Source organism: Flavobacterium branchiarum, from assembly GCF_030409845.1.
Taxonomy (GTDB): Bacteria; Bacteroidota; Bacteroidia; order Flavobacteriales; family Flavobacteriaceae; genus Flavobacterium; species Flavobacterium branchiarum.
This window is the reverse complement of record NZ_JAUFQQ010000003.1, coordinates 109,879-124,583: the sequence shown is the minus strand read 5'-3', so window position 1 is coordinate 124,583 and position 14,705 is coordinate 109,879. Positions and strand designations below refer to the sequence as shown.

The window sequence follows — 14,705 nt, the reverse complement described above, 5'->3', positions numbered from 1 at the left end:
TAATTAACGAATACCGTGCATCATTTTCTTTAATAAAGGAGTCAATGCAAATAAGATTACTGCGGCGATTCCTGTTAAGATTACGAAAACCATGAAAAACTCAAAAAGATTATGAATTTCAAAACCAGCAAAAACTGGATTTGTTGCACTAATTTGATTTGCTTCTAAGATCTGTAATTGTTCAGGAGTTGCAACAACAGTTTTATCTAAAATAGGTTGCAACTCGATTCCCAAATCTTTAGCTTTTACAAACTTCTCACCTGTTGCAGGCATGATAGATCCCAAAGTTCCTGATAAAGCGTATCCTGCTGCATTAGACAAGAAGAATACTCCGAAAAGTAATGATGAAAAACGTTTTGGTGATAATTTACCCACCAATGATAATCCGATTGGTGATAAACACAACTCAGCAAAAGTTTGAATTAAATATAAAAGGATTAACCATTTGATCGCTAAAAGACCAGTGTTACCAAGATCTTTCACATTGTAAGCAATGATAAAATAACTCAATGCGATTAATGCTAAACCAATTGCTTGTTTCATAGGAGAAATTGGCTCTTTACCATTTTCTCTTAATTTGTCCCATAAAATACTAAAAGGCAAAGCAAAAGCGAAAACGAAAATACCATTAAACACCTGAACCATTGAAGCTGGCATCTGCCATCCGAACATAAACGTTCTATCTGTTTGATTTGCTGCAATAAATGTCAATGAAGATCCTGCTTGCTCAAAGGCTGCCCAGAAAAATATAATAAAGAATGCTACAATATAGATAACAAAAATTCTATCTCTTTCAATTTTAGTTAATGAACTATCAGAAATAATCAATCCAGCCAATGTTAATCCACTAGCATAAATAATTGGGTAAATTAATGTTTTAATGAAGTTATCACCATCTAAAAGGTAACGGAAAGCAAAAAACAAAATCACGAAAGCAACTACTGCACCAACTAAAGCTTTTGTAGAGAAAACTGCTTTTTGAGCTTCTCCTTCTTCATAATCTGTAACGTCATTTTTAGAAGGCAAACCTCCTAATGGTTTTCCCTCAGGAGTAACCACATATTTATTTTTCAATACAAAGAAAACACCAGTACCGATTAACATTGCAATCGATGCTGCTAAGAATCCCCATTTAAAAGCGTGTATATTCTGAACACCACTTACTACTTCGTCACCTAAATAAGGACAAATTGTTTGCCCTAAGAAAGCACCTAAGTTGATTCCCATATAGAAAATCGTAAAAGCAGTATCTAATTTTGTTTTTTCTTGTTTTGGATACAAACTCCCAACCATACTCGAAATGTTTGGTTTAAAGAATCCATTTCCAAAAATGATAATTCCTAATGCAGACCACATTAAGATATTTGCCAAACTCATATTAGAACCAAAAATACTAGCACTAAAGAACAAGAAAAGCTGACCAATGGCCATCATAAGTCCACCTAATAAAATACAATTTCTGTTACCAAAGAAACGATCGGCAATAAATCCACCTAACATTGGTGTTAAATAACAAAGTCCCAAGAAGCCACCATAAATTAATGCAGCATCTGATTCTTTCATTAATAATGAGTTTACCAGGAATAAGGTAAGAATTGCTCGCATTCCGTAAAAATTAAACCGCTCCCACATTTCTGTTCCAAACAAAACCCAAAGTCCTTTTGGATGCGCAGTTTTTACTTCTGTTTCTTTCATGTTGTTTATTATTATATTTAGGTTAATTAGATTTTAATTAAAGATTTTCCTTGATAAAGTTAGTCATTTTAGTATAAAGCTGCACTCTTGTTTTTCCGCCATAAATACCATGATCTTTATCTGGATAAATTTGCGAATCAAATTGTTTATTAGCTTGTATTAAAGCCTCCATCATTTGCATTGTATTTTGCACATGCACATTATCATCAGCAGATCCGTGAATCAAAAGGAATTTCCCTTTTAATTTATCAACATGATTAATAGGAGAGTTATTATCATAACCACTTGCATTCTCTTGAGGAGTTTGCATGTATCTTTCTGTGTAAACCGAATCATAAAATCTCCAGTTTGTAACAGGCGCAACCGCTATTGCCATTTTGAAAACATCGTTTCCTTGAAAAACGCAGTTCGAAGCCATGAATCCACCATAACTCCATCCAAAAATTCCAATTCTCGAAGCATCAACATAAGGATAATTACCAATAACTTTAGCAGCATCAATTTGATCTTCTACTTCGTATTTCCCTAATTGCAATTGTGTTACTTTCTTAAAATCAGCACCTTTAAATCCAGTTCCTCTACCGTCAACACAAGCAACGATATATCCTTGTTGCGTTAACATTTCGAACCAATAATCATTTGAGTTGTTCCATTGATTTGCAACTTGCTGAGAACCTGGTCCTGAGTATTGAAACATAAAAACAGGGTATTTTTTTGCAGGATCAAAATCTTTTGGTTTTAAGATCCACGCATTTAATTCATTCCCTTTAGCCGTTTTTAAAACAAAAAATTCTTTAGTAGCCAGATTATATGCTTTAAGACTAGACGCAAGAGCTTCATTATTTTCTATTACTTGTAGCTCCTTTCCAGCCTTAGCGTCGTTAAGCGTAAAAGTTGTAGGTTGCGTAGCGCTTGAGAATGTATTGATGTAATATTGAAAATTCGGGCTAAAAGTTGCCTTACTAGTACCTACGTTTTTAGACAAACGTACTTTATTTTTTCCGTCAAGTGCAATTCGGTAAATATCACGATTGATTGACCCATTTTCTGTAGACTGATAAAAAACAGTTTTCGTTTTTTCGTCAAATCCGTAATAAGAAGTTACTTCCCAGTTTCCTTTAGTAACTTGATTTTTAAGTTTCCCTGCTTTATCATATAAATAGATATGATTAAAACCATCTTTTTCGCTTGTCCAGATAAAACTATTATCTTTTAAGAACGTTAAGTTATCAGTAACATCAACATAAGCTTTATCTTTTTCATTAAGAACCACTTTTGAAGTTCCTGTAGTACCATCCACAAACAATAAATCTAAATTATTTTGGTGACGGTTTAATACCTGCGCAGACAAAGTATTATTATCATTAGTCCACTGTAATCTTGCAATATAAAAATCGTTATAATTACCTAGCTTAACTTCTTTAGTAGCATTTGCTGTGGCATCATATATATGTAATGAAACTAGTGCATTTTTTTCTCCAGCTTTAGGATATTTAAAAGTCTCAACACTAGGATATAAATCTGTTTTATACATAGACATAGAGAATTCTGGAACCATACTTTCGTCAAAACGAATGTAAGCTACTTTCTTACTGTCCTTACTCCAATCAAAAGCACGAACAAAAGCAAATTCTTCTTCATAAACCCAGTCAGTAATACCGTTGATAATCGAATTTTTCTTTCCATCAGTTGTAATCTGAGTCGATTTTTTAGAAGCTAAATCATAAACAAACAAATTATTCTCTTTTGCATAAGCTATTTTTTTACCATCAGGTGAAAAAGTTGGCTCTTGAACCTTAAAATCAAACAGCTTAGTTAACTCTTTTGTATCTACATTATATAAATAATAATCTGCTGTAAATGAATGGCGGAAAATTTTGGCAGAATTACAAGCTATCAAAATATTTTTTTCAGCCGCATCAAAAGCATAACTATTAATCATTGGTAACTCTTTATGATTTTTAGTATCAATTAGAGTTGTCACTTTTTTTAACGTAGCATAATCGTACAAATCTATTTGCATACTTCTACTCGCCTTATCAAAATTAAGAACAGTGTACTGATTTGCATTTTGTAGAGATTGCAGTCTAAACATTTCCTTAGTTCGAAAAACTCCACTAAAAACGTCATCTACAGTGATTTTTTGTTGACCAAAAACAGTAAAACAAATAAATAAAAATAATACGGTAAGTCTGTTTGTATTCATAGAAATGATTTAAATATAAAAAAGAGCCCAATTTTAGTGAAAAAAATACACATAATATACATTCCAAGTGTTAAATGTTAAGAAATTGGTTTTTCATATTAACTAAAGCATAGAATTACATTACAAACAAAACCCTTAAAATGGTATCTTTGCAACTATAGTACCATTTAATCAATTGAGAATGAACAACGCCGTTGCTGGATTTTCTAAATTATCCAAAGAAGAAAAAATAAACTGGATTGCAAATAAATACTTTTCGACACCAGATAAAGCAGTTTTTTTACTTAAAAGCTATTGGAATACCGATGAAAAACTACAGAAATTACATGATGAATTCATTGAAAACACAATAACCAATTTTTATATTCCGCTTGGAGTAGCTCCAAACTTCCTCATAAACGACAAATATACCACGATACCAATGGCAATCGAAGAGAGTTCGGTTGTTGCAGCCGCTTCAAAAGCAGCTAAATTTTGGTCTACTCGTGGTGGTTTTAAAGCAACAGTTATCAATACCGAAAAAATAGGTCAAGTTCATTTTACCTTTACAGGTGACGTTTCAAAACTTAACTTATTTTTCGCACAAACTAAAAGCAAATTCTTTAGCGATACCGAAAGCATTACCAAAAACATGCAACAGCGTGGTGGCGGAATTCTAGATATTGTACTAAAAGACAAAACCGATTTAATACCAAATTACTTTCAGCTGCATGCCACCTTTGAAACCAAAGACAGCATGGGGGCAAATTTCATAAATTCTTGTTTAGAACAATTTGCAAAAACATTAAAAGAAGCTTCTCAGGAATACGAATTATTCACAGATACAAATGATGAAGTAAAAGTCATCATGAGTATACTCTCCAACTATGTACCAAACTGCGTTGTAAGAGCCGAAGTTTCATGCCCAGTAAATGAATTAGCCGAAAAACACATTCCAAATCCACAAGAGTTTGCCGAACGCTTTGTACAAGCAGTTCAAATTGCCGAAGTAGAGCCATTTCGTGCAGTAACACACAACAAAGGAATCATGAACGGATCCGATGCTGTAATACTTGCCACAGGAAATGATTTCCGTGCTGTCGAAGCAGGAGTTCATGCCTATGCTGCTAGAAACGGTCAATATTCAAGTTTATCTCATGCCAAAATAGAAAACGGAATTTTCACTTTCTGGTTAGATATGCCCCTTGCATTAGGAACCGTTGGCGGACTAACATCTTTACATCCATTGGTGAAATTTTCTCTACAAATGTTAGAGAATCCATCTGCTCGAGAGTTAATGCAAATTGTTGCTGTTGCTGGTTTAGCTCAAAACTTTGCTGCATTGCGTTCTTTAACAACAACAGGAATCCAAGAAGGACACATGAAAATGCACATCAACAACATCATTAATCAATTTGCCGCCAACGACGACGAACGTCATTTAATCAAAAATCATTTTAAGAACAACACAATATCGCATAGTGCAGTAGTTGAATTTATCGAAAACTTAAGAAAATAATACGAAGCTATTCCCGCTGTACGCTATATCTTTATGTTTTTAAAGAAAAAACACAAAGGATGTCGCTTCCATCGGGGCTAAAAATAAATGCATGAAAACAACTTTTTACAGTAACGGAAAACTTTTAATAACCGGAGAATATTTAGTATTAGATGGCGCAAAAGCATTTGCATTACCAACAAAATTTGGACAAAACTTAGTTGTTTCCAAAGGAGAAAACCAAGAAATACAATGGAAAAGTTATGATGCCGATACTAGCGTTTGGTTTGAAGACACAATAACTTTTACCGAAATAATAGACAATCCTGAACCCGAAACCGAAACAGTAAAAACTACATTAATAAATATTCTTCACGAAGCTTACTTATTAAATCCCGCATTTATATCCCAATCCGAAGGATATCTAGTAAGTACACAACTTACATTTCCTAAAAATTGGGGCTTAGGCACATCATCAACTTTATTAAACAATATAGCTCAATGGGCAAAAGTTGATGCTTTTATACTTCTTAAAAACAGTTTTGGAGGTAGTGGTTACGATATTGCTTGTGCTCAAAATAACACTCCTATATTGTATCATCTACAACAAGATTTACCAATTGTAGAAACAATAGACTTTAAACCCGAATTCAACCAAAACCTACACTTTGTATACTTAAACAAAAAACAAAGCAGTAAAGCCGCAATAAGCGCATATTACAACAACAAAAACAGTCATCTCTCGAAGATAATTGCTAATAACGATAAAATAACACAAACCGTTTTACAAGCCAAAACAGGAAAAGAATTTGCCAAAGCATTAGCAATTCACGAAGCCGAAATGAGCAACATCCTAGAAATGCAAACCATCAAAGAAAGACTCTTTCCAGATTTTGAAGGCGTAATTAAAAGTCTTGGTGCATGGGGAGGCGATTTTGTAATGGTAGTATCAAAAGACAATCCAACCGAATATTTCACAGCCAAAGGATACAAAACAATAATTCCTTACAACGAAATGATTTTGGCTTAATCAAAAAAGTTACTATAAAACAAAAGACTATCATTTTCATGATAGTCTTTTGTGTTCCTTTTCTTGGTTACTTCCCTTTTAAAAGTTTTTCCAAGTATTCTACTTTATCTTTTTCAGCCAAAACCAAGCGTTCGTAAAGTTCCACTACTTTATCAAGCGGGTTAAAATTAGACTGAGTATTGATTGTATTGACAATTGAGTTATCATGACTAGTAAAATTATTATTAACAACGTTCAACACAGCTTCATCACTGTAGTTTTTAATTGCTTCTGCAGAAACACCTAAAGCTTCAGCAATTGTTTGTAGTTTTTCATCATCTACAACCTCGCTTGCTTCAATATTAGAAACAGATTGTTGCGTTGTACCAATTGCAATTGCAAGCGCTTCTTGCTTCATTCCTCTAAGCTCTCTAATTCGGCTTATGTTTCTTCCAATATGTTTTGGCTTTGTTGCTGTATTCATAGTTAAAAATATTTATTTATTTTGAGAAATGACGACCCTTGTAATTAACAAGCTTCAATTCAATCAAAAAAAAATCACTTCCCTTTTAATAGTTTTTCCAAATATTCAACTTTTTCCTTTTCAGCCAAAACCAAGCGTTCGTAAAGTTCCACTACTTTATCAAGCGCATTAAAATTAGGTTGAATGTTGATTGTATTGATTGTTGAGCTATCGTGACTAGAAATAACATTCAATACAGTTTCATCACTATAGTTTTTAATTGCTTCCGCAGATACACCCAATGCTTCAGCAATTGCTTGTAGTTTTTCATCATCTACAACCTCGCTTGCTTCAATATTTGAAACAGATTGTTGCGTTGTGCCAATTGCAATTGCAAGCGCTTCTTGTTTCATCCCTCTAAGCTCTCTAATTCGGCTTATGTTTCTTCCAATATGTTTTGGCTTTGTTGCTGTGTTCATAGTTCAAAGATATTTAAAAATTTTGAGAAATTACGTCCGTTGTGAAACACAAGCTTGTATTTGTGTTTTACAAATTCAAATCTTTCGGTATAACGTAATCTATTGTTTAATTGCGACATGTTAAACAAAAATACAATTTTTCGCACAAATAACTATAAAAAACCAAAATTATGAAAACACAAGAAGAAAATCATGATTCACAACACCAGACCAATGTAATGTTGGCTACAGCCAAATTCCTTTCAGCTCTTTGTTTAGAAGGAGAATATAGAGACCAGCCCGATTATTTATCTGAAATATTTGAAGATATCCTCAAAACAGAAATTGGTGATGACCTCGATATGCGAACTAAAATGATAGGCTGTATCAAAACAAGTAAGATGTTAGCAAATGCATTAGAACAATTCACAGACCAACAAATTCAAAGAGCCTGCACAGAAATCATCGAAATTGAATAGCGCTTTTAGAGCCTACTATTTTACGCATCAAACAACCGCAAACTTGTCACTCTGAGGAACGAAGAGACTTCGCTTGTAGCTCGATAATCTAAAACACTTTGCGTTAGTTTCTTGCGGAGATTCCTCGTTCCTCAAAAAGACAACACTGGGTAAGGATAGAGCATAAAAAACACTTTGTGTTAGTTTCTTAACAGCACTTATTTTACACATCAAACAAACACAAACTTGTCACTCTGAGGAACGAAGAGACTTCATTTGTAGCTCGACAATCTAAAGACACGTTGTGTTATTAGTTACGGAGACTCTTCGTTCCTCAGAAAGACAAGACTAGGGTAAGGATAGAGTATAAAAAAAGCTTTGTGTTAGTTTCTTAACAGCACTTATTTTATACATCAAACAATCACAAACTTATCACTCTGAGGAACGAAGAGACTTCGCTAGTAGCTCGACAATCTAAAATTACGTTGTGTTATTACATAAGGAGATTCCACGTTCCTCAAAAAAACAAGACTGGGGCAACAATTGAACAAAAAAAAATCCCGAAATATAAATACTTCGGGATTTTCTAAATTTATGTTTTATCTAAATCTTGATAAACTAGTAGCTAAAGTGAGCTCTATTATCAACGATCTTAGCATTGTCTTTTAATGTAGGAAGTATTCTGTTTACATCCTGTGCACTTTGAGCTTTTACTCTCTCAACATAAGGAGCATGGTTTTTCAAAGCTGGTGCTTTTACAGTACTTATGTTTTTAACAACATAAACTCCAGTGTTTCCTTCAATTGGTGCAGAAAGTTTTCCAGTTGCTAAAGCAAATGCATTTCCAACAACTTTAGGCTCTTGTCCAACACCACCTGGTAAAGTTGGGTTAACCATAGTAACATCTGTTGCTTGTTGTACAGCTACACCAGCGCTTTTAGCAATTGCCTCGATAGTTGTACCATTCATTTTAGCTTTAAGCATTTCAGCTTTTTTCTTGTTTTTAAGAATTGGCTCAACATAAGGTCTTGCAACATCTACAGATACTAATCCTGTTTTGTTAATGCTCTTAAGTTGTGCAATTACGTGACCAACATTAGCTACCTCAAAACGTTTAACATCTCCTTTGTTTGTACCTTTTTCAAAAGCCCATCTTACGATAGTTCTTTGTTTTCCTAATGGACCAAAGTTTTCATCCATTGCTTTAACTGTTACTGCAGGAGAAACTGTTAATTTCATTTCAGCAGCAAGTTTATTAAAATCTTTATCAGCTGCTTCCATTTCAAACTTAGTAGCTTGAGTAAATACTCTATCAGAAGTTGCTTCTGAAGCTTCTATTTTTTGAGCTATTGTAGCTAAACGAATACCGTCTTGTTTGTCTGTAATTTTGATAATATGAAAACCGAATGGAGTTTCTACCAATCCTACTTTTCCAATTGGATTATTGAAAACAAAATCATTAAATGGTTTTACCATTTGGTTTTGTCCAAAGTATCCTAAATCTCCACCTTGTTGTGCAGATGAATCATCTGAAGCTGTAAAAGCTAACATTAAGAAACTATCTGGATTAGCATTTACTTGAGCCAAAATTTCTTCTGCTTTAGCTTTAGCTTGTTCTTTAGTTCTTCTTTCTTTTTGGTTTGGAACTTGTGTTCCTTCATAGCTAATTAAGATATGACTTGCTTTTGCATTTACTCCTGATTTTGATCCTAAAGATTTAGAAATACAGTAGTAGTCTCCAAAAATATATGGTCCGTAAATTTCACCTGGAGCTAGGCTAAATAATTTATCAGCATCAACAGCTGGCAAATCTTTCTTAGCTACATAAGTTGAATCGTAAGGTACATCTGAATTTGAATTTACAAAATCAGCAACATTCTTAGCAGATCTGAATCCTGGCAAAGTATCGTTTTTACCCGTTTTTTGGTTGTAAACAACACTTCCTGATAATAGAGCAGCTACTTTAGCTTTAATTTCAGCCTCATCTTCTTTCGAAGCTTTATCTTCAATTAAAACGTATTGAACCTCGCGAGTTTCATCAGCTTTAAATTTCTTTTCGTCTTTTTTCATGAAATCAACGATTTCAGAATCAGTTACTTTTACATCACTATCCTTGATAGAAGAATATAAACCACCTACAAAAGCAAAGTTTACTTTGTTAGCTTCCATTTCATATTCCAATTTACCTTCAGCAACAGTTGTATAAAGACCTGCTTTAATCAAGGTATTGTAAATTTGATATTTTGCATTCAAATCTGCGTCATTCTCTCTATCTTTTAGATATTGAGCTTGCTCAGGATTTGCTTTAAAATATTCTTTAAATTTTGCTACGTCAAAAACACCAGCTGCATTTAAGAACATTGGGTTTCTTCCGATATTTTGATCAGCTTTTAAAACTTCAAGTAAATGTTTTTCACCAACTCTTAATCCTAATTTATCAAACTCTGATGATAACAAAGCAATAGAAACCTCTTGGTCCCATACTCTGTTTGCAGCTTCAGTGGAAGTTATTCCTTGTCCACCTTTTTCAACATTGCTAACTTTGATTCTAAAATCTTCAAATGAAATATCTTTCCCATTGATGCTTCCTACGTCTTTTGAACTCTCACCAAAATTTCCACTACTGAAAAGATCTTGAATGATAAATGCAAATAATGCAAGTGCAATAGCGCCTATCAATAAAGCGGAACGTTGTCTAATTTTTGCTAAAACTGCCATTTTTATTGTTGTTAATTTTATATTCAGTTTGCGAAAATACAATTATCTAGCTAATAATAATACTAGTAGCAATTTATTTTCTAAGAATTTTCATTTTTCTAAAAAAAATCACTCTTTTATACTCAATTTTACTAATTCTATTTTCTTATTTGTCGCTTCTTCTATCACAAAATGATAGTTTCCAATAGCAATTTCTTCTCCTACTTGAGGGATTTCTTTGGTGTGATCTACAATAAAACCGCCTAAAGTTCCATATGAGTCACTTTCTGGTATATCTAATTTGTAAGTCTCATTTAAATACTCAACATCAAATCGAGTTGAAAAAATATATTTTCCTTCTCCCAACACTTTTTCTACTAATTCTTCATCCGAATCATGCTCATCTTCTATCTCACCAAACAATTCTTCGACAATATCCTCAACAGTTATCATTCCAGAAGTCCCTCCGTATTCGTCTAAAACGACCACGACACTTTTTCGTTTTTTGGTAAGCAAGTTCAAAACATCTTTTATATAAACTGTTTCTGGAACAAACTCTACAGGAATCAATACCGATTTTATCGTATCTGGTTTTTTAAACAAATCAAACGAATGAACATATCCTAAAATATCATCTAATGAGTTTTGATAAACTAGAATCTTAGAGTAACCTGTTTCTACAAACAAAGCCCTAAGCTCCTCTACAGAATCAAAAAGCTCCACAGCATCGATTTCAGTTCTAGGCGTCATTATATCCCTTGCTTTTACCCCTGAAAACTCTAAAGCGTTCTGAAATATTTGTATCTCCGAATCAACTTCTTCATCGTCTTCTACAGTACTCATTTGCTCAGAAATATAATCTCCAAGCTCTGCCTTACTAAAGAAAAACTGCACTTGATCTCCTTCTGTCTTAAAAAACTTTCGTAAAATAAAATCAGAAATCCAGATAAAAAAAGTAGAAATATAATAAAACAGCCAATAGAAAAAATACGCTGGAATTGCAAAAAACTTAATTAAAGAATTTGCATAAATCTGAAAAAACACCTTCGGAAAAAACTCTGCAGTTATTAAAATAAAGAAAGTAGAAATCAAGGTTTGGATTAACAAACTAGCCACATCCGAAAAATGATATCCAGATTTAACAAGGGCATCTAAGAGTAAATCTCCCATAAAAAAACTATAAACAACTATAGCTATATTGTTTCCAATAAGCATAGCTGCAATAAATTTTGAGGGTTTTTCGGTAAGCTTAGTAAGGATTTTAGACAAGAAGTTTTCTTGTTTCTTCTCGATCTCTAGATAAATCTTATTCGAAGATATGAACGCAATTTCCATACCCGAAAAAAAGGCCGATAGTATTAAACATAGTATTATAATACTAATCTCCATTTATGTTATTTTTTATTTTGATTTTCCATTTTCTTTGCAAATTTTCTCCTAAAGAAAAACATAAAAATCCCCACTCCTGCAATCAAAAAGCTCAACCAAGGAGTTGCTTCGCCTGCACTGATTTTCATAACTGCTTCATAAAGAAAAAGTATTGCAACTATCAGATAAGCGTATTGTGTATATTTTAAGTAACCCATAATTATTATTTTTTAATCTTTTGTTTCTATCTCTCCTGTTATTCGCTGAGAGTTTATTATTTTAAAATCTTTACTAAAGTCAAGTCCCTGTCCATAAGAAACCCCTTTTGCATCTGTCAACTTAAACTTTCTTTCGGTATAAAACCATTCGTTTTTCTGATCAAAATACAATTGTTCTGTCTCCAACTTCTGCCCATCTTCTGTAGTAATTCTCACATTTCCTTGCAAGTCAATAATAGAAGTTTGCTTATAAGATATAGCGTAATTAGCTAATACGAAAGTACGCTTACGCTTTTTATCATACAAGGTTACATCTATGCCTTTTGGGAAATCGGTAAAAGGAAAACTAACATTAGAATAATCCAACATCTTTGGACTTATCAAAATTCCAGTAATAAGACCAGAATCCGTATACTTTATATTAGCATTATCAACATCACTAGCAGGAACGAACTCTGTAAGATTACTTCTTTGCACCTCCTTAAAGTTGCTCTCACATCCTAGAAAGAACATCGCAACAAAAATCACGATCCCAGTAATCACACTATATTTTCTCGGTAAATTCATTCGTTTAATAAGGTATTAAACTCTACAACAGAGTTTACAATCTGGAATTAATTAAACTTGCTTTTCACGAACCATTTATCGTTTAATGAGAAACCTACACTGAAATTCACATAATTCTCTTGAATTAAACCAGCCGATGTCGTTCCTCTTTTTCCAAACTCTACTCCTAAATTAACATTAGAGAGCCCGCCCGGAATTGGAAGTCCAGCACCAAGTGAAAGACCAATATCATTTATACGCTCTGAATTAATTATCAAAGCCGTTTTTTCATATTTAATACCAGCTCTATAAGTTACTCTATTAAAATAACCTGAAAAAGAACTATAATTTGGAATATAATACCCCCCAATACTTGCACTTGCAGCTTTACCATATCCTACATTTGGAGCAGTATTATATATAATTGACTGATTAACTGAATTTTGAAATGAAATTTTTCCTCCAATTAACCATTTTCTAGCTTCTCCTACACCCGCACTTAAAGCAAGCTTAAAAGGTCTATCTACATCAATCGTTTCCTTCACTTCTACACCAGGATCTACAACAGTGAAATAAAGCCCTGTACCTAGCATCCCAGTAGATATATCTCTTGAGTTTTCAGAATTCATTTTACTTTGAAGCGTAAATGTTCCACTACTAAAGAAAGACAATTTCTTATTTATCTTGTACTGGTACATTGCTCCAAAATTGAAATTAAGCCCTGATAAATAAGTCTTATTTAATTCTCTTGTCCCTACTGGCACATCTGGAATAAAGTCAAAACCAGCTGTTTCAACCTTACCAAAATCGTATTGAACATCAACTCCTATACTAAAATTAGGCTTAATCTTATATGCAGCTCCTAAATAAACCCTATTCAATCCACCTGAACCTTCAAATCTTTTATTATTACCTCCAGTATTTACTGAAAGAGATTCAATTTGATATCCTACAGATGAATATGGAACCAATCCAAAACCTACTCCAAACTTATCCCCTAAAGGCAAACCTACAGCAATATAATCTAAAGTTGTTCTTTGTGCTTTTGCCGATTCTTTATCTGTTTTTAATGTAGCTGAATTAAAATTACCACCTACTGAAAAAGTTGTATACTTTAAATTTGCATAACTAGCAGGATTCTCAACATTAATATGAATACTATCTTGCTCTATTGCAATGCCTGACATCGAACGGTTTTCGATAGTTCCTTTAAACCTTACATCACCAATTCCGTAAAAAGAATAAGGAGAAGACGTTCCCTGCTGAGCAAAAGACACGAATGATAAAAGTAAGCAAGCGCTTATTATAATTTTTTTAATCATTGTTGATTTTATATTGAAATGTTTGGTTCAAACTTTCTAATAAGAAATTTGAATTGGCAAATATGGTATTTTTTAATCGTTTAGCCAAAAAAAGTGCATCACCACCCGTTAAAATTATGATAAAATTTAAGTAGTCTGCTTTGTATTGATCGATAAACCCATCTATTTCATAAACGAATCCGTTGACAACCCCTGAATGCATTGATTCTGGAGTCGAATTACCAATATAATCTTGAGGCTCTTCAAAAGTTAACAACGGTAGTTTTGCTGTATAATTATGTAGTGCTTCATATCTTAAACGTAATCCTGGCGATATGGCCCCGCCTAAATAATTATCATTTTCGTCGACAAAATCATATGTAATACAAGTTCCAGCGTCAATAATCAATCTATTTTGATTCGGATATTGCAAGGTGGCTCCACTAGCAAGTACCATCCGATCAATGCCTAACGTTTTTGGAGTAGCATATCTATTATTAAACGGAAACCGATCTTCGTTGGTCAAAAAGCAAACATTTACATCGTTATTAAAACTCAAAAACAACTCTTTTTCTACATTTCCGACTGATGCAACAACCAAATCTGTTATTTCATCAAAGTTTTTTAAAATTTTTTTTATCTTAATTTCGAGTTCATTCTTATCAAAAACAAAAAACTCTAAAACACTATTATTCTCAAAAACAGCACCTTTAATACGAGTATTTCCAACATCGATTGTTAAAACCATAGTTCCTTATTTATTGGTGCGAAGATACGAATTGATTTTTTTTTAAAATTGTTTTGGAGAA

At 33.1% G+C, this 14,705-nt stretch carries 13 protein-coding genes; 3 read left to right on the top strand and 10 right to left on the bottom strand.

All coding sequences use genetic code 11. The annotated features are described in order from the left end of the window. Positions 1 to 3: 3 nt before the first annotated feature. Both QWY99_RS00870 and QWY99_RS00865 read right to left on the bottom strand, forming a co-directional pair. Positions 4 to 1,695 (bottom strand): peptide MFS transporter, encoded by a 1,692-nt coding sequence (locus QWY99_RS00870; protein ID WP_290259881.1) that lies wholly within the window; start codon positions 1,693 to 1,695, stop codon positions 4 to 6. A gap of 37 nt (positions 1,696 to 1,732) precedes the next feature. Then, positions 1,733 to 3,901: a S9 family peptidase gene (locus tag QWY99_RS00865; protein WP_290259879.1), complete on the bottom strand. Its 2,169-nt coding sequence runs from the start codon at positions 3,899 to 3,901 to the stop codon at positions 1,733 to 1,735. Positions 3,902 to 4,082: 181 nt separating this feature from the next. Here QWY99_RS00865 and QWY99_RS00860 point away from each other — a divergent pair, with 181 nt between their 5' ends. Then, positions 4,083 to 5,399, top strand: a complete 1,317-nt coding sequence (locus tag QWY99_RS00860) for a hydroxymethylglutaryl-CoA reductase, degradative (RefSeq protein WP_290259874.1) — start codon at positions 4,083 to 4,085, stop codon at positions 5,397 to 5,399. 91 nt (positions 5,400 to 5,490) lie between these two features. After that, positions 5,491 to 6,408: a GYDIA family GHMP kinase gene (locus QWY99_RS00855; RefSeq protein ID WP_290259872.1), complete on the top strand. Its 918-nt coding sequence runs from the start codon at positions 5,491 to 5,493 to the stop codon at positions 6,406 to 6,408. A 67-nt stretch (positions 6,409 to 6,475) separates the two neighbouring features. Here QWY99_RS00855 and QWY99_RS00850 read toward each other — a convergent pair whose 3' ends face one another. Together QWY99_RS00850 and QWY99_RS00845 are read right to left on the bottom strand one after the other, a co-directional pair. Further along, positions 6,476 to 6,871 carry a helix-turn-helix domain-containing protein gene (locus tag QWY99_RS00850; protein WP_290259870.1) on the bottom strand — a complete coding sequence of 132 codons (396 nt, stop codon included), beginning with the start codon at positions 6,869 to 6,871 and terminating at the stop codon, positions 6,476 to 6,478. 74 nt (positions 6,872 to 6,945) lie between these two features. Further along, complete coding sequence (locus tag QWY99_RS00845; protein ID WP_290259868.1) at positions 6,946 to 7,329, bottom strand: helix-turn-helix domain-containing protein; 384 nt, start codon at positions 7,327 to 7,329, stop codon at positions 6,946 to 6,948. A gap of 170 nt (positions 7,330 to 7,499) precedes the next feature. Here QWY99_RS00845 and QWY99_RS00840 point away from each other — a divergent pair, with 170 nt between their 5' ends. Further along, positions 7,500 to 7,787, top strand: a complete 288-nt coding sequence (locus QWY99_RS00840) for a hypothetical protein (protein ID WP_290259866.1) — start codon at positions 7,500 to 7,502, stop codon at positions 7,785 to 7,787. Between the two features lie 597 nt (positions 7,788 to 8,384). Here QWY99_RS00840 and QWY99_RS00835 read toward each other — a convergent pair. From QWY99_RS00835 to QWY99_RS00810, 6 genes are all read right to left on the bottom strand, one after another. Further along, positions 8,385 to 10,484, bottom strand: a complete 2,100-nt coding sequence (locus tag QWY99_RS00835; protein WP_290259865.1) for a peptidylprolyl isomerase — start codon at positions 10,482 to 10,484, stop codon at positions 8,385 to 8,387. 108 nt (positions 10,485 to 10,592) lie between these two features. After that, entirely contained in the window at positions 10,593 to 11,852 is a 1,260-nt protein-coding gene (locus QWY99_RS00830; protein ID WP_290259862.1) for a hemolysin family protein, read from the bottom strand. A 5-nt stretch (positions 11,853 to 11,857) separates the two neighbouring features. Beyond that, positions 11,858 to 12,049, bottom strand: coding sequence for a hypothetical protein (locus QWY99_RS00825; protein ID WP_290259860.1), 192 nt, complete (start codon positions 12,047 to 12,049; stop codon positions 11,858 to 11,860). Positions 12,050 to 12,061: 12 nt separating this feature from the next. Further along, complete coding sequence (gene lptC, locus QWY99_RS00820) at positions 12,062 to 12,616, bottom strand: LPS export ABC transporter periplasmic protein LptC (RefSeq protein ID WP_290259857.1); 555 nt, start codon at positions 12,614 to 12,616, stop codon at positions 12,062 to 12,064. Positions 12,617 to 12,663: 47 nt separating this feature from the next. Next, a complete protein-coding gene (gene bamG / locus QWY99_RS00815; protein ID WP_290259856.1) occupies positions 12,664 to 13,917 on the bottom strand; it encodes a BamG family beta-barrel-assembly machinery protein in 1,254 nt (417 codons plus the stop codon). Further along, positions 13,910 to 14,644 carry a type III pantothenate kinase gene (locus QWY99_RS00810; RefSeq protein ID WP_290259853.1) on the bottom strand — a complete coding sequence of 245 codons (735 nt, stop codon included), beginning with the start codon at positions 14,642 to 14,644 and terminating at the stop codon, positions 13,910 to 13,912. Before QWY99_RS00810 ends, bamG begins: the two co-directional genes overlap by 8 nt. Positions 14,645 to 14,705 lie beyond the last annotated feature (61 nt).